This window comes from Tunicatimonas pelagia, from assembly GCF_030506325.1.
Lineage (GTDB): Bacteria > Bacteroidota > Bacteroidia > Cytophagales > Cyclobacteriaceae > Tunicatimonas > Tunicatimonas pelagia.
Map to the genome: position 1 here is coordinate 2891053 of NZ_CP120683.1, position 22891 is coordinate 2913943.

The 22891-nt window shown below is 45.2% G+C and carries 23 protein-coding genes; 9 read left to right on the forward strand and 14 right to left on the reverse strand.

The features are described 5' to 3' along the window. Window positions 1–11: 11 nt before the first annotated feature. From pheT to rny, 4 genes are all read left to right on the forward strand, one after another. Entirely contained in the window at window positions 12–2423 is a 2412-nt protein-coding gene (gene pheT, locus P0M28_RS12225; protein ID WP_302210188.1) for a phenylalanine--tRNA ligase subunit beta, read from the forward strand. A gap of 91 nt (window positions 2424–2514) precedes the next feature. Further along, complete coding sequence (locus P0M28_RS12230; RefSeq protein ID WP_302210189.1) at window positions 2515–2814, forward strand: hypothetical protein; 300 nt, start codon at window positions 2515–2517, stop codon at window positions 2812–2814. An 11-nt stretch (window positions 2815–2825) separates the two neighbouring features. Next, the gene (locus P0M28_RS12235; RefSeq protein WP_302210190.1) at window positions 2826–3113 is read left to right on the forward strand and encodes a cell division protein ZapA; all 288 of its coding nucleotides are present in this window, start codon (window positions 2826–2828) and stop codon (window positions 3111–3113) included. Window positions 3114–3228: 115 nt separating this feature from the next. Beyond that, entirely contained in the window at window positions 3229–4839 is a 1611-nt protein-coding gene (gene rny, locus P0M28_RS12240; protein WP_302210191.1) for a ribonuclease Y, read from the forward strand. An 89-nt stretch (window positions 4840–4928) separates the two neighbouring features. On the opposite strand, the gene sucD is transcribed toward rny, so the two are convergent. The 5 genes from sucD to pheS all read right to left on the reverse strand — a co-directional run bounded on the left by sucD (window position 4929) and on the right by pheS (window position 8734). After that, a complete protein-coding gene (sucD, locus tag P0M28_RS12245; protein WP_302210192.1) occupies window positions 4929–5804 on the reverse strand; it encodes a succinate--CoA ligase subunit alpha in 876 nt (291 codons plus the stop codon). A 169-nt stretch (window positions 5805–5973) separates the two neighbouring features. Then, window positions 5974–6438, reverse strand: coding sequence for a hypothetical protein (locus P0M28_RS12250; RefSeq protein ID WP_302210193.1), 465 nt, complete (start codon window positions 6436–6438; stop codon window positions 5974–5976). Between the two features lie 176 nt (window positions 6439–6614). Beyond that, window positions 6615–7004, reverse strand: coding sequence for an ACT domain-containing protein (locus P0M28_RS12255; RefSeq protein WP_302210194.1), 390 nt, complete (start codon window positions 7002–7004; stop codon window positions 6615–6617). A 2-nt stretch (window positions 7005–7006) separates the two neighbouring features. After that, window positions 7007–7636: a hypothetical protein gene (locus P0M28_RS12260; protein WP_302210195.1), complete on the reverse strand. Its 630-nt coding sequence runs from the start codon at window positions 7634–7636 to the stop codon at window positions 7007–7009. Window positions 7637–7693: 57 nt separating this feature from the next. Continuing rightward, on the reverse strand, window positions 7694–8734 hold the full coding sequence (pheS, locus tag P0M28_RS12265) for a phenylalanine--tRNA ligase subunit alpha (protein ID WP_302210887.1): 1041 nt from the start codon (window positions 8732–8734) through the stop codon (window positions 7694–7696). An 80-nt stretch (window positions 8735–8814) separates the two neighbouring features. Between pheS and P0M28_RS12270 the strand changes: the two genes are divergently transcribed. Further along, window positions 8815–9624: a Rossmann-like and DUF2520 domain-containing protein gene (locus P0M28_RS12270; protein ID WP_302210196.1), complete on the forward strand. Its 810-nt coding sequence runs from the start codon at window positions 8815–8817 to the stop codon at window positions 9622–9624. 7 nt (window positions 9625–9631) lie between these two features. Here P0M28_RS12270 and P0M28_RS12275 read toward each other — a convergent pair whose 3' ends face one another. The 7 genes from P0M28_RS12275 to P0M28_RS12305 form a co-directional block, all read right to left on the reverse strand. After that, window positions 9632–10243: an HAD family hydrolase gene (locus P0M28_RS12275; RefSeq protein ID WP_302210197.1), complete on the reverse strand. Its 612-nt coding sequence runs from the start codon at window positions 10241–10243 to the stop codon at window positions 9632–9634. 4 nt (window positions 10244–10247) lie between these two features. Next, window positions 10248–10763 carry a hypothetical protein gene (locus tag P0M28_RS12280; RefSeq protein ID WP_302210198.1) on the reverse strand — a complete coding sequence of 172 codons (516 nt, stop codon included), beginning with the start codon at window positions 10761–10763 and terminating at the stop codon, window positions 10248–10250. Between the two features lie 151 nt (window positions 10764–10914). Then, entirely contained in the window at window positions 10915–11706 is a 792-nt protein-coding gene (locus P0M28_RS12285) for a TIGR02757 family protein (protein ID WP_302210199.1), read from the reverse strand. Continuing rightward, window positions 11699–12286, reverse strand: a complete 588-nt coding sequence (locus tag P0M28_RS12290; RefSeq protein ID WP_302210200.1) for a hypothetical protein — start codon at window positions 12284–12286, stop codon at window positions 11699–11701. The genes P0M28_RS12285 and P0M28_RS12290 overlap by 8 nt, the downstream gene beginning before the upstream one ends. Before the next feature lie 83 nt (window positions 12287–12369). Next, window positions 12370–13038 carry a hypothetical protein gene (locus tag P0M28_RS12295; RefSeq protein WP_302210201.1) on the reverse strand — a complete coding sequence of 223 codons (669 nt, stop codon included), beginning with the start codon at window positions 13036–13038 and terminating at the stop codon, window positions 12370–12372. 173 nt (window positions 13039–13211) lie between these two features. Further along, entirely contained in the window at window positions 13212–14240 is a 1029-nt protein-coding gene (locus P0M28_RS12300; protein WP_302210202.1) for a LysM peptidoglycan-binding domain-containing protein, read from the reverse strand. Continuing rightward, on the reverse strand, window positions 14227–14946 hold the full coding sequence (locus P0M28_RS12305; protein WP_302210203.1) for a DUF4905 domain-containing protein: 720 nt from the start codon (window positions 14944–14946) through the stop codon (window positions 14227–14229). The genes P0M28_RS12300 and P0M28_RS12305 overlap by 14 nt, the downstream gene beginning before the upstream one ends. 113 nt (window positions 14947–15059) lie before the next feature. Here P0M28_RS12305 and P0M28_RS12310 point away from each other — a divergent pair, with 113 nt between their 5' ends. From P0M28_RS12310 to P0M28_RS12325, 4 genes are all read left to right on the forward strand, one after another. After that, window positions 15060–16433 carry an NfeD family protein gene (locus tag P0M28_RS12310; RefSeq protein WP_302210204.1) on the forward strand — a complete coding sequence of 458 codons (1374 nt, stop codon included), beginning with the start codon at window positions 15060–15062 and terminating at the stop codon, window positions 16431–16433. Between the two features lie 96 nt (window positions 16434–16529). Further along, the gene (locus P0M28_RS12315) at window positions 16530–16796 is read left to right on the forward strand and encodes a UBP-type zinc finger domain-containing protein (protein WP_302210205.1); all 267 of its coding nucleotides are present in this window, start codon (window positions 16530–16532) and stop codon (window positions 16794–16796) included. 195 nt (window positions 16797–16991) lie between these two features. Continuing rightward, on the forward strand, window positions 16992–18941 hold the full coding sequence (locus tag P0M28_RS12320; RefSeq protein ID WP_302210206.1) for a CHRD domain-containing protein: 1950 nt from the start codon (window positions 16992–16994) through the stop codon (window positions 18939–18941). Between the two features lie 190 nt (window positions 18942–19131). Next, window positions 19132–20256, forward strand: a complete 1125-nt coding sequence (locus P0M28_RS12325; protein WP_302210207.1) for a tetratricopeptide repeat protein — start codon at window positions 19132–19134, stop codon at window positions 20254–20256. A gap of 164 nt (window positions 20257–20420) precedes the next feature. Here the strand turns inward: P0M28_RS12325 and P0M28_RS12330 are convergent, their stop codons facing one another. Further along, window positions 20421–22499: a protein-disulfide reductase DsbD family protein gene (locus tag P0M28_RS12330; protein WP_302210208.1), complete on the reverse strand. Its 2079-nt coding sequence runs from the start codon at window positions 22497–22499 to the stop codon at window positions 20421–20423. Between the two features lie 134 nt (window positions 22500–22633). Then, window positions 22634–22870: a hypothetical protein gene (locus P0M28_RS12335; protein ID WP_302210209.1), complete on the reverse strand. Its 237-nt coding sequence runs from the start codon at window positions 22868–22870 to the stop codon at window positions 22634–22636. Window positions 22871–22891: the final 21 nt, after the last annotated feature.

The window sequence follows — 22891 nt, forward strand, 5'->3', positions numbered from 1 at the left end:
TAGCGTTGGTAATGAAAATATCCATCAACTGGCTTCGCGAATTCATCAATCTTACGGCATCGCCTCAAGAACTTGCCGATAAGCTCACGCTTTCTGGTCTGGAAGTGGAAGGCCAGGAGAAGTTCGATCAGATTCCGGGCGGTTTGGAGGGATTGGTCGTCGGCGAGGTGCTCTCGGTACAAAAGCATCCTAATGCCGATCGGCTTAGTTTAACTCAAGTGGATGTGGGCGAAGCGGAACCGCTGCCCATTGTTTGTGGTGCTCCTAACGTAGCCGAAAAGCAAAAGGTCATTGTTGCCAAAGTAGGAGCCACACTGTATCCAACTAAAGGAGATTCTTTTGCTATCAAAAAATCAAAAATTCGGGGTGAGGTATCACGGGGAATGATTTGTGCCGAAGATGAAATTGGGCTAGGTACCCAGCACGACGGTATTATGGTGCTCGATACCCAGCTACCCAACGGTACTCCCGCGGCTGATTACTTCGGACTAGTATCGGACCAGGTGCTAGAAATTGGACTTACTCCTAATCGGGCAGATGCAGCCTCCCACTTTGGCGTAGCTCGCGATCTGAAAGCGTTGTACCACCAACCACTAACACTACCTAATACCGAAAACTTCTCGGTAGATAATCAGAATTTGCCTATTGAAGTAGTGGTAGAAAATACCGAAGCTTGCCCTCGCTACTCGGGATTAACCATTAGCGGCGTCGCCGTGCAAGATTCACCTGATTGGCTACAAGCTCGGCTACGGGCTATTGGCTTATCGCCGATCAACAATATAGTGGATGCTACCAACTACGTGCTGCACGGGCTAGGCCAACCCATGCACGCCTTCGATGCCGATGCAATTACCGGGGGGAAAGTAATTGTAAAAACCCTGCCGGAAGGGAGCACCTTCACTACGCTAGATGAAAAAGAGCGAAAACTACTGGCCCAAGACCTGATGATATGCAATGCTGAAGAGGGCATGTGTATTGCTGGAGTATTTGGGGGCATTAAGTCGGGAGTGAAAGCAAGCACCCAAAATATATTTTTGGAGAGTGCTTACTTTTCGCCGGAGTACATTCGGCGCACTGCCCAGCACCACAGCTTAAAAACTGATGCTTCGTTTCGCTACGAGCGGGGCACCGACCCTAATATTACGGTGTACGCCCTAAAGGTGGCTGCTTTGCTAATAAAAGAGATTGCGGGAGGGCAAATATCCTCGAGTATAGTAGATGTGTACCCTAATGCCATCGAATCGTTTCGGGTAGCGGTAAAGTACAAAAATGTAGATCGGCTCATTGGTAAACAGATTGACCGTGGGGAGATTACAGAAATACTGCAACAACTGGAGATAGAAGTAGTAGAAGAAAATGAAACCAGTATTACCGTGCTGGTACCACCTTACCGGGTAGATGTGCAGCGGGAAGCAGATATTATTGAAGAGATCCTACGGATTCATGGCTACGATCAGGTAGTAACGGCCGATTACCTAAGTGCCGATTATATCGCTCGCTTCCCTGAAATTGATGATCGAAAGCTACAGCTACGTCTCAGTGAGATGTTAGTCGGAAACGGGTTTTACGAAATGGTGACCAACTCGCTTACCAAACCAGCGTATGTTCAGGAGCCAACCGCCGTTTCGTTATACAATCCGCTGAGTGAAGACCTCAACGTTATGCGCCAGCACTTACTATTCTCTGGGCTAGAGGTAATCGCGCACAACATCAATCGTCAGCAAAAAAATTTGAAATTTTTTGAGTTCGGAACAACCTATAGGCACCAAGAGGATAAGTATTTGGAAGCAAAGGAGTTAGTTATTTTTATGACCGGATTGGTGCAAGCCGAAAGCTGGATGGCATCGGCAGAGCCAGTATCTTTTCATCATTTGTCCTCGCATATTCAAATAATTTTTAATAGGTTTGGTATCACTGGAATAGTTCAAGAACCCTTGAACGACCCATTCTTTAGCTACGGATTACAGCTTACTCATCAGGAAAAAATAGTAGCTAAACTCGGTAAAATCGATACTAAAACGGCGAATTTGGCCGAGGTAAAACAGCCCGTTTTTTGTGCGGTAGTACAGTGGCTAGTACTGCTAGAAAAATTGCGCGGCACCTCAACCAAGGAGCGAACAGTTTTTCAGGAAATTTCTAAATTTCCTGAGGTAAGGAGAGATTTGTCTCTGGTATTAGATCAGGAAGTAACCTTTAGGGAAGTAGAACAGGTGGCGAAGGCCAACGGCAATAACTTGGTAAAGCGCATCAATGTGTTTGATGTTTACGAAGGTGAACAGTTGGTGAAGGGAAGAAAGGCCTATGCACTCAGCTTTATTTTACAAGACCAGCATCGAACGCTGACTGATAAAATTATTGACAAAACAATGAACCGGCTTATGAAGCAATTTGAACAGGAACTTCACGCAGAAATTCGCCAATAGTCCATTGGCCACGCTACCAGCTAGGCGGACTAGCAAGCTGGCTCTCATATTCTCTTAACCAAAACCAAACTCTGCTAATACGTCCGTCTGCATGATCCACCCTACTATACTCTCGTCCGAAATTGTAACCCTAGAAAGGAAAATCGAGCTACTTCTTGATAAGCACACAGCATTGCAGGAAGAATTGTCCCGAGTAAAACAAGAGAACGAAGAACTGAAGCTGGCGCTCACTTCTAAAGAAGAAGAATTAACGCATTTTAAAAAATCAATTAAAATCAGTAAACTTGCTCAGTTGACAGTAGCTGATCACAGCGAAACTACTGAAGTAAAGCGTACTATTAACGAGTACATCAAGAAAATTGATAAATGCATTGCTCATTTGAGCCAGTAAAGCACATTTTCATGGAGGCACTTTCCATAAAAATAAAAATTGGGGACCGAGAGTATCCTATGCGGGTTGAGCCCGAAGATGAAGAACGTATCCGGCAAGCGAGCCGAATGCTGAACGAACAGATTCAGCACTACCGCCAGAGCTATAATACTACTGATAAGCAAGATCTGCTGGCAGTAGTGGCCTTTGATGCGTTTTTAGAAAAGTTAGCGTACCAAACCCAGCAAGCTGAAACGGAAAAGGTGATCGCTGATAAGATCGGTCGTTTAAACCGACTTATTAGCCAAGCCATATCGTAGTGCTAAATGTAGGCAGCCTCTAGTGCTGTTTAACGTGCATACCCTTCGTTAATACTCGCTCATCGGCAGTGTAGTTAGGCTACTGTCTGTAGTATCCACATCTAACTATATCATCATGGGTGAATCAACCATAATTTTACTTGTCGCCGTAATTGCGGCCCTAGGGGCAGGGTTCTTCATCGGCTTACTGGTATCCAAGCGGAAAACCGATACGCAGGAAAAACAGCTTAAGGATCGAGAAGCTGCCCTCAAACAACAAGAAACTACCGTGCAGGCCAAAGCCGATATTATTATCAAAGATGCGAAAAGCAAGGCCGAGTCTATTAAGAAAGAAAGAATCTACGAAGCCAAAGAAAAGTTTCTGAAGCTAAAATCAGAATTTGAGGAAGAATCCAATCGAAAAAAGAATATCCTAATTACTAACGAAAACAAACTTAAGCAGCGGGAAACTCGGCTCAACGAGCAAGCGGAAAAACTGCGTGGTCAGGAAAATAAGCTAAAGGAAAAGGCAGAAGGCCTGGAAACCCAGCTGGAAGTTACCCGCAAAAAGCAAAGTGAGTTAGAAAAAGTGCATCAGCAGAAGGTGGCCATTCTGGAGAAAGTATCTGGATTATCAGCGGACGAAGCCAAACAGCAACTTATAAAAAGCCTAGAAGATGAGGCAAACACGCAGGCTACAGCACTCATCAAAAATATTATTGAGGAGGCCAAACTTACCGCTACCAAAGACGCTAAAAAAGTAGTGCTAGATACCATTCAGCGTACTGCTACCGAACACGCTATCGAAAATTGTGTATCCGTATTCAATATTGAAAGCGACGATGTAAAAGGAAAAGTAATTGGTCGGGAAGGGCGTAACATCCGAGCCTTAGAAGCCTCTACCGGGGTAGAAATTATTGTAGATGATACTCCCGAAGCCATCATTATTTCTGGTTTCGATCCGGTGCGCCGGGAGATCGCCCGCCTTTCCTTACACCGATTGGTGATTGATGGTCGTATTCATCCTGCCCGTATTGAGGAGGTGGTTGCTAAAACAACCAAAAACATTGAAGAAGAAATTATTGAGACCGGCGAACGCACAGTAATTGATCTGGGAATTCACGGCTTACATCCTGAGCTGATTAAGATGATCGGGCGAATGCGCTTCCGCTCGTCTTACGGACAGAACTTGCTACAGCACTCCCGTGAGGTATCCAACCTCTGCGCTACTATGGCTTCTGAACTAGGAATCAATCCTAAACTAGCCAAGCGAGCGGGCTTGCTGCACGACATCGGAAAAGTATGGCCTGAAGAACCAGAGTTACCCCATGCTTTGCTCGGGATGAAGCTAACCGAAAAGTACGGCGAGCACCCCGATGTGTGCAATGCCGTAGGCGCGCACCACGATGAAATAGAGATGACTGCCATTATATCTCCGATTATTCAATCTTGCGATGCTATCTCGGGTTCTCGCCCCGGGGCTCGGCGCGAAATTGTTGATTCCTACATTCAGCGACTTAAAGATTTAGAGTCGCTAGGCTTAGAATTTGATGGGGTAAGTAAATGCTACGCCATTCAGGCCGGAAGGGAGCTGCGGGTAATTGTAGATGCTGATAATGTAACTGATGACCAAGCAGGCAACCTTTCGTTTGAGATCTCTCGTAAGATTGAAAAAGATATGCAGTACCCTGGGCAAGTGAAAGTAACCGTAATTAGAGAGATGCGCTCGGTGAGCTTTGCGAAATAGAATCATTTAGAGACCAAAAAAGGCAAGTTTCTGTATCACCGATTAGATTACAGAAACTTGCCTCACTTGAATGTTAGATAAGGATAAATCTACGACAAAGCCTCCGCCATTTTCTCGCCAATGGTAGCCGGAGATTCTACTACAATTAGGCCACATTCGCGCATCACGCGCATTTTAGCTTCGGCAGTATCTTCTTCACCACCAATAATAGCTCCGGCGTGACCCATCCGGCGACCGGGAGGAGCGGTTTGTCCGGCAATAAAGCCGACCACTGGTTTTTTATTTCCGTTTTCCTGAATCCAGCGAGCAGCCTGCGGTTCGTACTGTCCGCCAATTTCTCCGATCATTACGATGCCGTCGGTGTCTGGGTCGTTCATGAGTAGTTCTACAGCCTCTTTGGTAGAAGTTCCAATAATTGGGTCACCCCCGATGCCAATTGCCGTAGAAACACCCAATCCGGCTTTTACCACCTGATCGGCTGCTTCGTAAGTAAGCGTTCCCGATTTAGATACGATTCCGACCTTACCGGGCTTAAATACAAAACCAGGCATAATACCCACCTTGGCTTCGCCGGGAGTAATTACCCCGGGGCAGTTGGGGCCAACCAGCCGTACGCCCTCTTTTTGCTTTAGGTAGTGCTTAGCTACCATCATGTCCTTCACGGGAATTCCTTCGGTAATTGCGATGATTACCTCAATACCGGCATCGGCTGATTCCATGATGGCATCGGCGGCAAAGGCCGGGGGTACAAATATGATGGATACATTGGCCTGCTTTTCGGCTACGGCCTCGGCTACACTATTGAATACCGGACGATCTAAGTGGGTTTGCCCACCCTTACCAGGCGTTACGCCACCAACTACATTGGTGCCGTACTCAATCATTTGTTCGGCGTGGAAAGTACCTTCCGAACCAGTGAAGCCTTGAACAATAATACGGGAATCTTTATTTACTAGAACACTCATAGGGTGGGGAAAAAATTTTTGACAAAAATAGGACAAATCAGCGCATTGCCAAACCGATACAGTGTTAAAGTGCGAAGTGTTAGGGTGCTAATGTTTTCAACTATTCAAACTAGTACGACCCAGTATAGGCACAATAACACTCTAACACATAAACACAATAACACTAACCTTATGGAAGGTTAAAAATGTACAAGAAGTTACCATCTAGTTGCGTACCGTACTGGCGCAGTGGCAACGGACTTACCCCGCCCACCGGATTACCCTGAAAGTCGTAGACGGTATTGTCACAACCCTCCTGTATGAAAAAACCGGATGGATCAACAAATATTTCGGCACAGGCTTCTTCAAATCGATGGGGACTGGCTTTCTCAAAAGCCCGGTAGGTAGTTGCGTTTTCTCGATAGATCAAAATACCCTTCCAGCCACCTATAATCTCGACAAAGCCACCATCTTGCCGAAGGGGCAAAAATTCTTGATTGGTTAGGTTAATCGTTTCGTCTACTAGCACCGGGGGGATAGGATCGTATAGCAGATCATTTTCACAACCGGCTAGGAGACATAGGAAAAAAGCAAGCGCATAAATTCCCCTAGCCCTATTCCATAGCGGCCACTTTAGGAAAGGGGGAAAAAGCATAAGGCAGGACAAACTTTTTTCTCCTCCTTTGAAAAGAGGCCGTCTCCTGGTCAAGCCAGAGACAAGCAGTGGAACGGGGTAAGAAGGGTTTAACGTTTTATTTTTCATTTTGAAGTCAACGTACACTCCTCCGCTCAACGCAGAAATTAAGTAGAAAGTGTCAACTCATAAATACTTTAGTCTGATTCAGCCACAGCACAACCTAGTGACTCTAGGCAGCGTATTGCTTCCGGCAAATCGGCATCCTTTACCAACAAATGGTCAGTAGAATAAGCCGAGAGCGCAAAAATGGAGATTTGGGCGTCGGCTAAGGCCTGCGCGACTGCCGCTAAGAAACCTACCAACTCAAATTGTAAGGTAACCCGAAACGATAGCATCCGCCAACCTTGCTCCGACTCAATAATCCAATCATCATTCAAATGCTGCGCGTCAACTACTACCGTGATCTCTTCTCTATCGCTAAATACCGCCACAAAATCCTTAGGAACGTACTTTGCCTTTACCACAGCGAAATGCTGAGACCAAATTTCTACCGGGCAGTTTTTGAGGAACTCTCTGACGTTCAAAGTTATTCTATTTTTTTGGGAATAGGATCATCAGAACGGATTCGCCAAGTTTCATCGTAGATAGAAGAATACTCAATTTCAATAATCGCCCGTTCGTCTGAATTTACGAAGAGTGTGTTGATAACCGCAGCAGAATACTCGCTACTTGACCCAATTAAAAATATTGTTTTTCCAGCAGGTAATACATAGCCAGGGCTAATATCTACGTTAGAGATAGCAAAGTCGGCACTATCAGAATGATTGATAGAATTGAAGTAAAATGAAGAAGGGGACTGTTCGTAGATAGAGTCCTGATAATAAATTTTAACATTGTTGATGAAAGCTGGGCCAACACCATTATTTGCCAATCCTATTCTCCATTTTATATATTTCCCGCCTCCATCCGAGTACGGGGTTATCATCAGATATGGCAATACGCTAGCATATTGTTGCTTTTGAATAAGATAAGTTTGATAAGCAAATGTGGTAAATGTGCCCATGCTAATTAGAAAAGCTAGCAAACTGAGAAACTTATCGGAATTCCAGAAATTCTTCTTCCCCATAGGAATGCCTAACTGTTCTAACCAGTAGGCGTTGTTCTGGCTTTCGTTCTTTTTAGTTTCTTCAGTTTTCTGGTCAGGTTCTTCTTTCATCAAACGTAGCTATTAAAACTGAAGATAAGCAACAATTCAGCAATTGAACCATCGATATTAACCAAACGCCCTAAATTGCTTCAAAAAGCGCACATCATTTTCGGTGAATAGGCGCAAGTCTTTGATTTGATACTTAATCATCGCAATCCGCTCGAAGCCCATTCCGAAGGCGAAGCCGGTAAATTCTTCCGAGTCAATGCCGCAGCTTTCTAGCACATTGGGGTCAACCATGCCGCAGCCGCCAATCTCCAGCCAGCCGGTACCCTTCGTTACCCGACGGTCGGCCTCGGTTTCAGTGCCCCACCAAATGTCCAACTCGGCACTGGGTTCGGTAAACGGAAAGTACGAGGGGCGCAGCCGAATTTTTGTTTCGGAACCAAATAGCTCGCGGGCAAAGTGCAGCAGGGTTTGCTTCAAATCTGCAAAGCTTACATTGCGGTCTACGTACAAACCTTCCACTTGGTGGAAGACGCAGTGCGCTCGCGCCGAAATAGCTTCATTGCGGTACACCCGTCCCGGCATAATCGCTCGGATTGGTGGTTTCTGCGATTCCATCAGCCGTACCTGCACCGAAGAAGTATGCGTTCGCAGTACGATGTCCTGTTTGTCTTCGCCACTATTCTTCTCAATAAAGAATGTGTCCTGCATCTCCCGCGCGGGATGGTTGGGAGGAAAGTTTAAGGCCGTAAAGTTGTGAAAGTCATCTTCAATTTCCGGCCCGTCGGCCACATTAAAGCCCATTCGCTCAAAAATTTCTACTACCCGGTTCTGCGTTTGGGTCAGCGGATGAATTGCGCCCAAGCTATCGGGTACCGGCGGAAGCGTCAGGTCGGGCACGTCGTCGGGTTGGCCGTTCTGCTGCTCTTCCAGTGATGCAATTAGTTCTTTAAATTTATTTTGAGCAGCGTTCTTCAGATCATTGAGCCGTACCCCCATTGCTTTTCGCTCTTCGGGAGCTACCGTTTTCATTTCACCGAACAGATCGCCGATCACGCTTTTTCGGCTAATAAAGCGAAGACGGTACACTTCTAATTCATCTTGGTCAGCCACCGTATACTGGCTAATCTCTTGCTTTAGGGCTTCTATTTTTTCGTTCATGGCGTAGTTCTGAATAAACCGCAAAGGTAGAGCTTCTTTTAACTGATTTCAATGGTTTCGGAGTTTTCGTAATTTCCATCATGATAAATTCGTATCAAAAAATAACTATTGTAGGAGCAGGCAATGTGGCTTGGCATCTGGCACCCGCTTTAGAGAAAGCCGGTTGCTCAGTAGTGCAAGTGTACGGTCGGCAGTCTGAGAAGGCTCGAGCGTTAGCCAGTCAATTAAAGCAAACGCAGGTAAAAACCGACCTGGATTTTTCCGATAGCTCGGCGCACTTATTTATTCTGGCTGTATCTGACGATGCTATTGCTGAGGTAGCTCGGCAAATAAAGTTATCGGAAGAATCAGCCGTGGTGCATACTTCCGGAGGTCAACCAATGGATACGCTAACGGCCGCTCCGACACAACAGATTGGAGTGTTTTACCCGTTACAAACCTTCAGTAAGCAACGAGCGGTTCATTTCAAAACTATTCCTATTTGCGTGGAGGCTAACAATAAAGAACTGTTAGATGAACTGACGAAACTGGCGCAGAAAATCAGTAATCAGGTGCAAGCTATTAATTCTCAGCAGCGAGCTGTACTACATGTAGCTGCTGTGTTCGCCAATAATTTTACTAATCATTTGCTACGGATGGCGGAACAGTTGCTGCACGACCGTCAGTTAGATAGTACTTTGCTGCACCCACTCATTCAGGAAACGATAAGCAAATCTTTGGAAATTTCCCCAGCCCAATCGCAAACCGGCCCGGCTTGGCGTAATGATCAGAAAACGATTACTCACCATCTGGATTATCTTCAAGCCTATGATCCAAGCTACGCCGAAGTGTATCGGGCACTAACAGGACATATTCAGTCTCTTTTTACTGATAAGTTTGGTACAGATTGATTTCTTTTTACAGAACGCTCAACTTCTTTAGTTCTTCTCGAAGGTTGGTATCAGGGGTGAGGTGGATTCCAGTGATTCCGAGGGCTTCGGCTCCGGTAATATTTTCGGCTACATCATCAATGAAAATGGCTTGTTCAGGTACGATGCTGGGCTGTCGATCCAGCAGCGTCTGATAAATACGGGCATCGGGCTTCACAATCCTAAGCTCACCCGAAACTACGGTATCCTCAAAATACTGTAAAAACGGATAGTCGCGCTGGGCAATGGGAAAAGTTTCGGCCGACCAGTTGGTGATCGCGTACAGACTAATATTGGGCTTCTGCCGTAGGTCTTCCAGCACCGCTACATTTTCTTCAATAGCTCCGCCCAGCATTTCCGCCCAACGGCTGTGATACGCCTGTATTTCGGCTACGTACTGCGGATAGGCTGCCGTTCGTTCTTCTACTGCTTCGGCAAACGGTCGGCCCCGGTCTTGTTCTTTATTCCACGCTCCGTGGCAGACTTCCTGAAGAAACTGTTTCATCTCAGCTTCATCAGTAAACATTTTCCGATACAAATACTCAGGGTTCCAGTCAATCAGTACTCCGCCGAGATCAAAAATTACGGTGTCATAATTCATATGCTTATTTTTCTTTTGCTAATCCGTAGATGGTAGTATGCATACCGGCAATTCGCCACTGACCGTTTATCTTTTCCATTAGCCGTGTTTCTCGCTTTAAGCCTCGCAGTGAATCTTGCTGCTCGTAACTCACCCATGCTCCGTTTTCGTATAGGCGCACATCAATATCGTTAACCAAAGTAGGCACCGGTTCTGGCTCAGGGTGTTGTTCAATAAATGTTTTGACAAAGCTGCTTATCTCATTCCAACCAACAGACTCTGAAAAGCTGCTGTCGGCAAAGTTTATGTATGTTTTGGTAATAGTAGAATCATGCACCCACTTTTCTTGCCAGCTTTCGTAATTCCGCTGAAAAGCCGCTTTCGTTTCGTCGTTTAACGCTTTTATAATAGCTGCCTTTTCTTCTTCAGAGGAGTGCGCTTGATTGGTTGCATTTTCTGTTTCTTGGTTAGTTGCGTTCTTGCAACTAACGGTGTAGGATAAAACTACCAAGAGGAAGGCGACTATCAGTTTACTACGCACGCTTATTGCTTTTTGCTTACAGGCTGCAATGTACAATGTGTAGTTGATAATCGATAATGAATGATGACGAATGATTAACGAACAGTCTATAACTTCTAAAACTTAAAGCTAAATGGCCAATGGCGGTGGACTGTGGACTGTGGACTGTGGACTATGAACTAGAAACTGTGGACTGATTGTTACTTCCTAAGCCAAATAAAGCAAAATCGTACTTCACGGGGTCGGTAGGGTCAAACTTTTGGAGATTTTCGGTGAGTTCTACTGCGGTGCGCCAATCGGTGGGCTTGCGGGTGATTAAACCCAGCTGACGGGCTACTCGGTCTACGTGTACATCGCAGGGACAAACGAGCTGGTCAGGCCGAATCTTATGCCAGATACCAAAATCTACTCCCCGATCGTCTTGGCGTACCATCCAGCGTAAGTACATATTCAAGCGTTTGCAGGCTGAATTGCGCTCGGGTGTGGCTACGTGTTTACGGGTTCGGGTGGGATAGTCGGGTAGACTAAAGAATAAGTCGTGGAAATGAGTGAGCCCACTTTCAACCGTTGGCGACTCTTCGCTCATTCCTTGCCAAAAAGCTTCCTCTAGTGAATTATGCTGTTGATAGAAGTGGCGGAAGAACACAATAAAGTAGAGTGCATCGGTAGCGTTAAACGTTCGGTGCTTAAAATTCAGAAAAGGTTTGAGGTCATCTTCTTGGTGGTGCAAAATGAAGTCGTGCGGAGTATTGTCCATGTAAGAAAAGAACTCCTCACATTTATTGATAATGGTTTTACGCTGCCCCCAGGCTAACACGGCCGCTACGAAGCCACTAATTTCAATATCCTGCTTCTTCTGATACTGGTGGGGAATGCTGATGGGATCGCTTGCGATAAACGCCGGACGGTTGTAGCGATCGTGTTGTTCTTCTAGAAAGTTACGCAGTTCTGCAAACTTACGCATGTAATAACCGCTCCTGCGTTAGCCGCAGTTCATGCTGCTCCTCTCCATCTTGCCAGGTAACAATAATTCCTCGACCCGATTCTTCTACACTCCAGCTAAACGATTTGATGGTTTCAATATACTTTAGCTGCCCGGTTTTTAGGTTAAGAAAAACTAAATCGAAGTCGGGTAATTCCTTGGGAATGACGGTATTGAATTTCTGCAATAACACCCCATCGAAGCAGGGATACTTAAAATCGCCGAAAAAATCTTTGGCTAAGGCTTCGGCATTGTTCGGAATAGCCCGCAACTTGTAGTAAGCCGGCCCAAACATAATTTCTTCTTTCAGCTTTCGCTCAATACGCAAATTATCGCTCTTAAAAAACGCTTGCCAGTCGGGAGCGGCTGGTCTAGGGGCCGGTTCTTCTTTACGGAAGAGTTTGCGGATCAACGAAGTAAGCAACCACGATAGCGTAGAAAACACCCAAACCACACTAACAAACAGTAGCGAGAAAGCCATGATGATAGGATAGAATACGGAAAAGATTCCGGTCCAGATCCAACCCAGAAATTTTTTGGAAGAAGTTTGGTTTTGCGACATAGCTGTAAACTGAAAGGTATAACTGTGACGAGTATATTATACAAAATTACCAACCAATAAATTCCGGGATGGTTTAATAGCTATTATCTTATTTGAAAATGAATGTGATCGTCATGGCGTACCGCCCGACATCCGTGAAATCTTATTTTCGGATCTATTAACCCTAATCGACCTCTAAGGTGAGGTTCAATAAATATCTTACTGACTTCCTTTTGATTAGCTATCTTGTTGACTAGTTCTTGGGTTCCCTCTTCCGAGAAAGCGATTTCGTTGTTGATTCTCGCAAATGTTAAGTACTTTGGAAAGTCGTATTGCCAATAGCCGGCTCCTTTGCATTTTAAGATTTGATCGTATTCATCGGCAGTTGGTTCTTGATAAATGCCGTAGCCACTCACTGAAGGTTTCATGTTGGTCAGTTGACCATTCTGATGTTTGTATACGAAAGAAATATCGACTTTTCTTCCGTCATTGTGGCTCAAGTGCGGAAGTAGCGGAAACCCATCAAAAAATGGAAAATTAGCATCAAGATATATCAGTTTAATGCCATCGTTTTGCTTCTCAAATTTATAGGCGACATTTTGAATTACATCGTTTAGTTCAGTGCGGACGTAGTTTCGGTTGGCAAGCCGGTAAAAGAATGAATGGGCTTGTACCAAATCGGATTCTTTGATACGTTCCCGTCCGAAAATTGGTGCAATGTTCGGAACAACCAAATAGGTCGCTAAGAGGTAAAAAAATGCAAAAGCTACCAATATTTTTCGTGCTCTGTACCTGACTTGCAACCTGATTATGAGAAGTGAGATTGAGTAAACAACTCCTCCGATCTGGGTTAAGATAGTTAGAACAGCAAAAATTACGACGTGTAGAAAGATTATCAAACCCAATCAGATTTTTAACAATTGAGCAATTGAACCATAAAGATAGGCTACTTCACGTACGAAATTTCCACGGGGAAGCGCTGGTTAATGCCACCCAGTTTGTCGTAGGCCGATTGGGTAAGGCGAATGGCGAGCTTGTTATTCACGCCGGTGTCGGGTAGCTTGCCCACTACGCGCACAAAGAGGCTCATATCGTTCATCTCATTACGAACCCGTAAAATAGTACCGACCGGTGCGGTGCGGTGCAATGCCAGGTATTTTTTGGTATTGAGCTTTCCTTCAATTACCGAAGCAAAACCATTGTCAGAAACTTTGGTGTAGGAGGCAATGGTTTCTTCTTCTTCCTGCCGAATGCGCTCGTAGCGTTTTCGCTCCTGTCGCAGAGCTTCGGAGCGACTAATGCGCCGGGTAGGAATTGGCGCCGTGCTAGCAGTAGGCTCTACTCTTATCTCTGGTATTGGCGGTGGTGCTTTTTCCCGAATGGCCAGCACTTGCCCAAATTTGATGCTTTCAGTTTCCAACTCATTACGCTTCATTAACTCAGCTACCGGAACCTGATAGGCTCGGGCAATAGCGTACAGGGTTTCTCCTTCTTGCACTTGGTGCGTAAGGTAGCGACTGGTATCAGGCTGCTCTTCCGGGGGCTGAAGCTGGTAGATAGCAATTACTTGGCTAATTTTGAGTGGCTCTAAGCCTAACACATTCCAGGTTTTAATCTGGTCGGTAGTAACTTCGTACTGCTTAGCCAGTCGATACAAGGTTTCTCCTTCCTGCACCGTATGCAAGGTTTTTTCGCCCCGGCTCAATTCAGGAAATAGCGGTGCCCGAAGTGTATCGCCAATAGCTAATTTCTCAACATCTACGTTCGGATTTATCGCTTTAATCTCTTGAGTAGATAAGCCGTAGCGGCGCGAGATAGAAAAAAGCGTCTCGCCCTGATTAACTTGGTGCAACACGTACACTTCGCCGTTGCGGCGCTCAAGTCCTACTGAGTCAGGCGATAGTGTGCTGGCTAGCGCAGCCGGAATTGTAAATAGACTGATAAATAGCGGAAGTAACCAATTACGATAATGCATAACTCACTAATTGGCGTTGGTGTTGAACAACAATAAGCTGATTCTGAGCAATGAAAAATGTTCCTAATCCTACCTGGGGCACTGATGCTTCCAGGCATTCGTGTAGCAAGATTGTACCCTGCTGGTCAAGTATAAGCAAATAGTTCGCCAATCCGCTTGATTCTGCGGGCAAATAGTAGGCAATACCGATGTAATTACCGTAATCGGCATACTCACACCCCTTTACCGGTTGCCCCAATCCGAGCGACCCCACAAAACTAGCTACCGTAGCAAAATAAGGCTGATCTTCTGCATAAAAAAACGGCTGAACCAGGCCATTATTCTGTCTATCTGTATTTTTTTGATTGGTCTCCCCGTTGATTAGATTTCTGACCGAAGGTTGCGTTTGCGGCTGAATTAGCTGCTGGGTACTGATTTCTACCGCGTAATACGCCTTCTTTTCCGGATTATGAGTATCAGTAAATACCTGAAAAACCAAATATTGATCGTTGGCACGGTATAAAGTAGGCCAGCCTTCGGCAACCGATAATGTAAAATCTTCCCAAAGTAACTGACCAGATGACAGGTCTAGTGCAGCAAAGTAAGTTGATTGACCTTCGGCCGAGCGTAGTTCCAGAAAGAGATGCTTTCCTTCATCATCTACAATTGTTTTCCAAACGGGGGCTTTAAAGGTAAAAGAGAAATTGGGAGTTAACTTTTTTAGCAAGACTGCGGTTTTTTACGTATACTAAGTGGCTATTTGCGGGGATAAATATAAGTAGGTTAAGAGATGAAAAATAGCGAAGTGTGTATTCTCAAATCAGAAGGAGCGTAACAGCCATGAAATATTATTTATTCTTCATTTTATTAGGCGGAATATTCTTCGTTTCGCCGAATCAGTTCGCCTTTAGTCAGTCGTCGGACGAAGCTCAAGTATTTGTAATGGAAATCCGTTCGGAAATTGATGCCCGCACCAGTCATTACGTAAATCTAGCTCTAGAAGAAGCCGAAGACCTTGATGCGGACTATATTGTCATTGATATGGATACCTACGGCGGAGCACTTTACGATGCCGACGATATCCGCACCCGAATGCTGGAATACGAAAAGCCGGTCTACGTCTTCATTAACAAAGATGCCGCTTCAGCCGGTGCCCTTATTTCCATTGCCTGCGATAGTATTTACATGGCTCCTGGAGCTAGTATTGGCGCAGCTACGGTAGTGAACGGCGGAACCGGTGAGGCAGCTCCCGACAAATATCAGTCGTACATGCGGGGCATTATGCGTTCTACTGCCGAAGCAAGCGGTCGCGACCCGCAAATTGCCGAGGCTATGGTAGATGAAAGTATAAAAATAGATAGCATCTCGGAGGAAGGTGAGGTAATTACTTTTTCTACTTCTGAAGCCATAAAGTATGGCTACTGCGAAGCTCAGGTCAGCAGTATTGATGAATTGCTAGCCAGAGCCGGAGTAGAGAACTATCAGTTGACTACATTTGAAACTAGCACCGTAGATCAAATAATTTCATTTTTTTTAAATCCGGTTATTAGTGGGCTGCTCATTCTGGTGATTATCGGAGGATTGTACTTCGAGCTTCAAACTCCCGGGGTGGGTTTTCCGATTCTTGCTTCGTTTGTTGCTTTAACACTTTACCTAACCCCGTATTACCTGAGCGGATTAGCCGCCAATTGGGAAATTGCGGCTTTATTCTTAGGCGTGGCACTAATTGCCCTAGAAGTATTCGTAATTCCCGGCTTTGGGGTAGCGGGTATCAGCGGCATCATTCTGGTAGCTGGCTCATTGATGCTGGTGATGCTTAACAATAATAATTTTGATTTCTTCTTTGTTGATTTCAGCGAAATTACCCAGGCTCTAGCAACTATTTTGGCGGGCTTTTTCGGTGGAGTTCTACTCATGTTCTTCGGAGGGGTTCGGCTTACCAATACCGAATTTTTCCAGCGGGTGGCTCTTCAGGGTACCCAATCCAGTACCGAAGGGTATACCTCTAACTTTAAAGTAGGCTCTTTTGTAGGCAAAGAAGGAGAAGCTTACACCATTCTACGCCCCAGCGGAAAAATAATGATTGATGATGAGTTACTGGATGCTTACACGCAAGGTGATTACATCAATCAGGGCGAGCGAGTAGTAGTAGTGAGTGATGAAGGCTCATCTTTACGAGTAAAACTAGTGCGCGATGTGCAACCACAAGCGTAACTTGTTGTATTTATGTATTACTGTGTTCACGTATTCATGTAATTTTGAACACCTGAACATTGCGCGGCAACCGCCTGAACACCTAAACACCTAAAAATGGCTAAACCACCCTGCGAACACTTTGATTCAGAATCTCTGAAGACTGCCAATGAAGCAGTTTGTGAAGAATGCGTAAAAACCGGCGACTCTTGGGTACACCTTCGTACTTGTCAGACCTGTGGCGGTACTCACTGCTGCGACAGCTCTCCTAATAAACATGCCACCAAGCACTTTCACGCTACCCAGCACCCAGTAGTAATCTCCGCCGAGCCGGGGGAACAGTGGGCTTGGTGTTACGAAGACGAACGGTTTATGAAGTATTAACACTAATAGACTCTTATCATTTGGTATGACATCTAATAGTGATTCTAGCGGCGGGAAAATTCATAATCCTTATTATTTTTATATTTTACACATACTTTATTAAAAAAATTGCCATAAATAGGGGAAGAATTAATAATTTATCAGTTATATAGTATATTTGTTCATGGTATAAATCATCTACTAATTACAAACACAATGACTACACTCAAATTCAGAAGAAGTATTCTTTTCCTTTCTTTCATCTCACTTTTTCTTGTCTTCTCTGCCTGTGATGAAGATGAGGGTTTTACCCCACCTACGCCAGACAATACTCCCAGCAAAGTCTATTTTTTTAATGCGGTGAATGGTGCTGACCTAGCTGGGTACATTGAGTTTTCACCTAATGACGATAATACTGTAGATGCAGAAATAGTTTTATCCGGAACTGAGCCGGGTAACACGCATCCAGCAGCGATTCGAGCCAACTCAGCCGTTGAAGGAGGCGATATTACAGTAGAACTTGAAGCAATTGAGGGTGCTACGGGACGTAGCCTAACTACCCTTAGCAACTTTAACTACGAACAAATACTTACACTTGATAACTACGTAAGCGTTCAGCTAAGCGAAAGTGATCAAACGGTAGTCGCCCAAGCTGATATTGGAACTAATGAACTGAGTGGAGAGTCTAAAGAATACGCGCTGGCTCTTCGTGATAATTCGGGCACAACCGGAGCGTTATTGCTAGAGCAACGCAATAGTGGCGAAACCCTCGCTACCATTACACTAGATAGTGTACAAAACCTTACCGACGGGGCCAGCCATCCTGCCCATATTCACAATAATACCGCGCTAGAAACTGGTGGAATTGCGTTTACCTTTACTCCCGTAAGTGGCACCACCGGAATGAGTATGACACATATTGCCACTTTAGATGATGGTACGGCGATTACTTACGAACAATTACTAGACTTTGATGGCTACGTAAACGTGCACGAAAGCATGGAGAATTTAGCAACGCTAATTGTACAAGGTGACATTGGTGCCAACGAACTTACTGGCGATGAAGTAACCTACCCGTTAATGACCCAAGACGTAGATGGAATTATGGGTGAAGCCACCTTCGAAAAACGACAAAACGGCGAAACCGTGGCTACCCTTTCTCTAGAAGGAACTCCGGAAGGAGGGGAACACCCCGCTCATATCCATTTCAATACGGCAGCCGAAGGAGGAGGGGTTGCGGTGAGCTTTACCCCGGTAAACGGTACTACCGGAATGAGTATGACTAACATTGCCGCCACTGATGATGGTACGGCCATTACCTATGATTCATTACTAAATTACGATGGCTATATCAATGTACACCTCAGTGCCGAAGACTTAGCCACTATTGTAGCTCAAGGTGATATGGGTCAGAACGCTCTGACCGGGGAGACCATAACGTACGTACTAGATTCAGTAGCAATGCCAGATATTAAAGGAGAAGCCATATTCTCCCAACGAAACAATGGCACTACGCTAGTAGAATTAACGTTACAGAATACAATTGAGGGGGGAACACATCCGGCGCATATTCACGCTAATACCGCGGCTGAAGGAGGAGGTATTGTTATTGATTTGAATGATGTAGATGGTACCACCGGCATGAGCCGTACCCAAGTGGCTGCTTTTGACGATGGCACCCCGGTTACTTACGAAGGATTGCTAGACTACGATGGTTATATTAATGTCCACATTAGTGACGATGATCTGCCTACTATTGTTGCTCAGGGCGATATTGGAGCTAATGCCTTAACTGGTAATTCAGTTACGTACAACCTAGGTGAGGTAGCTGGGTCAGGAGTGAGCGGAACGGCTACTTTTGCCGAGCGCAAAGACGGAAGCTCGCGAGTAACCCTCGTTTTATCAGGTACACCTACCGATGGAAATCACCCGGCGCGCATCCATTTTAACTCAGTAGAAGAAAAAGGCAATGTCGCAATTGAGCTTAGTAATGTCAGTGGCGCATCAGGAATCAGCCAAACTTCGGTGATGGCTCAAAATAATAATGTGACTATATCTTATGATGAACTCATTCAGTTCGATGGTCACATTAATGTGCATCCAAGCCCTGATGATTTGACTACGATAGTTGCTCAAGGAGACATCGGAGCTAATGCACCGGAGTAGCCATCTTTCGTGCTGATTTAGATAATAAGGAGAGTTTCATTACTTCTCCTTATTATTCCCATTTTGCTTTTCTTCCAAAAGTTTTTACGTTTCAACAAATGGCCAGCTCCGTTTACACAAAGAGGGTTCGCTATTGCTGAAACTTATCACTTTCCGCCACGTTACTTGTCTGAAAAAAGAAGCAAAAGGCATGAGAATGATCCTTACGATAACCGTGCTAAGTATAGCTACTAGTCTAGGTTGGGCGCAGCGTTCACTTTCTATTAATAATCCGGAAGTAGAGCGGTTAATTAAGCAAAACATTCAACATTTGTATAATACGGATGTAGCGAAGAGTAAGCAGCTAAATCGTCGTATTCGTACGTTATTGCCTAACCACCCGGTAAACCCACTGTTGGAGGCACTTACCGTGCGAGCGGCTCATCATCCCATAGAACCTGAGAGTCAGGCAATGGAGCAATTAAAGAAGCATCTTTATCAGACAGTGGAGGCAGCGGAGGTGCTATTGGAACAAGATGAGGATGATCCTGAAGCTACTTTCTTTACAATGGCCGGGTACGGCTTGCTATCGTTGTATGAAAATGAAACCGGAAACTATATGAAAGCAGTTTCCCGGGCTAAAGAAGCCTACGGTTCACTGAAAGCTGGTATGGATATGAAAGAGGAGTTTGTGGAGTTCTACTTTTCTACCGGTTTGTATAACTACTACCGAGAAAAATATCCGGAAATTCATCCGATTTACAAACCTTTTACTTGGTTTTTCAAGAGTGGCGATAAGGCACTGGGGCTGGAACAAATAAAAAAGTCGCATCGAGAATCTACGTTTATGCGAGCCGAAGCAGCCGATTATCTGACCCACATTTATTTGCACTACGAGAACGATGCTCAGCAAGGACTTAAGTACGCTCGTATACTCACCGACAGGTATCCGGATAACCCCTATTTTACCACTAACTTTGTGGATGCTGCGCTTACCGTTGGCACGTACCAGGGGCTCGATGCTTCTATTCGCCGACTGTTACAACATGATCGCTCGTATTACCGGATGGGAGGACATGTTTTTCAGGGGATGCTGCTAGAGAAACGAGACCAGGATTTTGCTGGGGCAGAGCGACAATATATTAAAAGTCTGGAAGTAGGCACTGCACTTAAGAGCGATGAGTCTGAGCATTACCGTAGCTGTGCTTACGCCGGACTAGCCCGTATTGCCCACCAGCGGCAAAAGTATGCTCAAGCTCGAAAATTGTACGAAAAAGCGCTCGCTTCGGCTCAGTACGAAATAGTAGAGAAAGAAGCAAAAGCGTATCTGAATTAGACTTCGTAATGTTATGATTTTTTGGTGCTCAAGTTTGCAGTTTTATGATCTTTAAAATTGCACTGGCAACCCGCCGCGTACACGGTGGATCGCTTCGCTCAAACAATAAATCTTCCCTTAAATGCCAGAAAGGCCTTTTCTAATCCATAGTTCACGTTAAGTGCTTATTTTTTTGCCAAAGCATTATCGTCTACGGTTTCTCCCGCCGCAAAGCGTTGCTTACCCAGTTCCAGAAAATCCACAAAGTTGGCTACCCTTAAATCGTAAGCTTTGGGTTCGGCTAGTAACTCTCCTTTACTGTTGAGCAGTACGTAGTAGGGCTGAGCATTATTATTGAATCGGCGAATCTGTAAATCAGCGTTCTGCTTACCAATGGTTTTTTTTACTTTGTTATCGTACTCAGAGGTATACCAATCTGCTTCGGACAACTCAGTTTTTTCGTCTACGTACAGAGCCACTACCACAAACTCTTCTTTCAGTCGCCGTAGCACTGCGGGGTCAGACCAGACGCGGGCTTCCATCTCCCGGCAGTTCACACAACCGTGTCCGGTGAAATCCACAAACAGTGGCTTGTTTTGCGCTCGAGCACAAGCCAGTGCTTGTTCATAATCAAAGTAGCCCCGAATACCATGAGGAATATGCAACAGATCACTGTACTTGGGTTCTTCGCACAGTGTTTCTTCGTTACGCACCAGAGCAGCATTACCACCGCTTGCCGATTGCTGCTGGGCAACGAGTAACGGCATATTGAAATCGTGGGTGTGCATAGGTGGAAGATAGCCTGCTAACGCTTTCAACGGAGCACCAAACAGTCCGGGAATCAAATACACTACAAACGAAAAAGTAGCAATAGCCAGCATTAACCGGGGTACCGAAATTGTTTCTAGCCTACTATCGTGTGGGAGTCTCAGTTTTCCTAGCAGATAAAAACCCATCAGAGAAAAAATAACGATCCATAGCGTTAGATATACTTCCCGGTCTAGTAGGTTCCAGTGATACACCTGGTCAGCTACGCTTAAAAATTTCAGGGCTAAGGCTAATTCCAAAAAACCCAGCACTACCTTTACCGAATTCAGCCAACCACCCGATTTAGGCAAACTATTTAGCCACTGCGGAAAGGCAGCAAATAATGCAAAAGGAATGGCGAATGCGAGAGAAAACCCAAGCATACCCACAATTGGTTTGGCAAACTGCCCCCCGGCCGATTCTACCAGCACACTGCCCACAATAGGGCCGGTACAAGAAAAGGAAACCAATACTAGCGTAAACGCCATGAAGAAAATGCCGTAATAACCGCCCCGATCAGCCTGCTGGTCTACCTTATTGACCAATGCACTGGGTAGGGTAATTTCAAATAGCCCTAAGAAAGATAAGGCAAAGAAGATAAATATTGCAAAGAAGAATAAGTTCGGCAGCCAATGAGTGCTAAGCCAATTGGCGAAGGTAGGGCCAAAGATTACCGAAACCAGCGTACCGACTACAGTGTAAATAGCCACGATAGACAACCCGTAAATAATAGCCTTGCGGATAGCAGCAGCATTACTGGTGTTGCCCCCGGTGAAAAAAGTTACGGTCATCGGAATCATCGGGAATACGCAGGGAGTAAGCAGAGCAGCCAGCCCAGCTAAGAAAGCGATAAAAAAGAAAGTAATCAGCGTATACGGAGTGGTAGATTCTCGGGGGTTACTGTTCAGATTGCTACTAAGTACTGGCTGGGCAACATCAGAATTAGTGCCTTCCGCAGAAGATTGAGCCTTTCCGGCCAAAGGTACGGTCAGAGAAAATTCATCATCAAAGGGAATACACTGCCCGTCTATATCATTGCACACCTGATAGCTGTACGAGCCGCTAGCTTTATTCAAAGTTGCATCCAGTATTTTAATGGTCTGCCGAAGTTCAGCCTTCTCAGTAAAGTAAGTGTAATTTCCTTCCCAAAGTTCGTCGTACTTTTCTTTGGCCCCGATCGGTTGAACCTCACCAACTAGCTCATAGCTTTTGTTAGGCGCGAAGGTAAACTCCGTAACCATTGGTCCTAAGTCAGGATCAAAGTCGGTAGAATAAAGGTACCAGTCTCTGTCAATGGTGACCCGAAAAATTATGTCAATCTCTTCCCCAACCTTCACTTCTTCTTTTGACCAAGCTAGCTGCCAAGTAGCTGGCTGTAGAATTTGACCGGAAGCCAGTTGGCTATTAGCTAAAACAAATGATAGGAAAAAGAGGCAAGAAATGAATCGGATGAGCATGAGTCTCTTTAATAGCGTTCTAGAGTAAGAAAACGCTTACCTACTCCGAAAAGTTGCTCAATCGGCGCAGCCCATAGCAAGTCTGCTCTTAACCGCAGAAAAGAAATCATAAAAATAGCAGCCTACTGACAAAACTAGGCAAATACTTCTTCCGGCTCCGTAATGCGGCGACGATGCACAGGTCTATCATCACCGTCAGGCAGAGTGACACCGGGGGGCAGATCAAGATCAGGAGTGGGAGTCGTAGATATGCCACCATCATCGTCATCATCATCGTCGTCACGAAAGCGAAAATTCCGCTTCTTCATCAGGACTACCATGAAGTAGACCATGATTACATACGCTGCTCCCATAAGTAGCAAATCAATCATAGGACGTTCCTCCGACAGAAA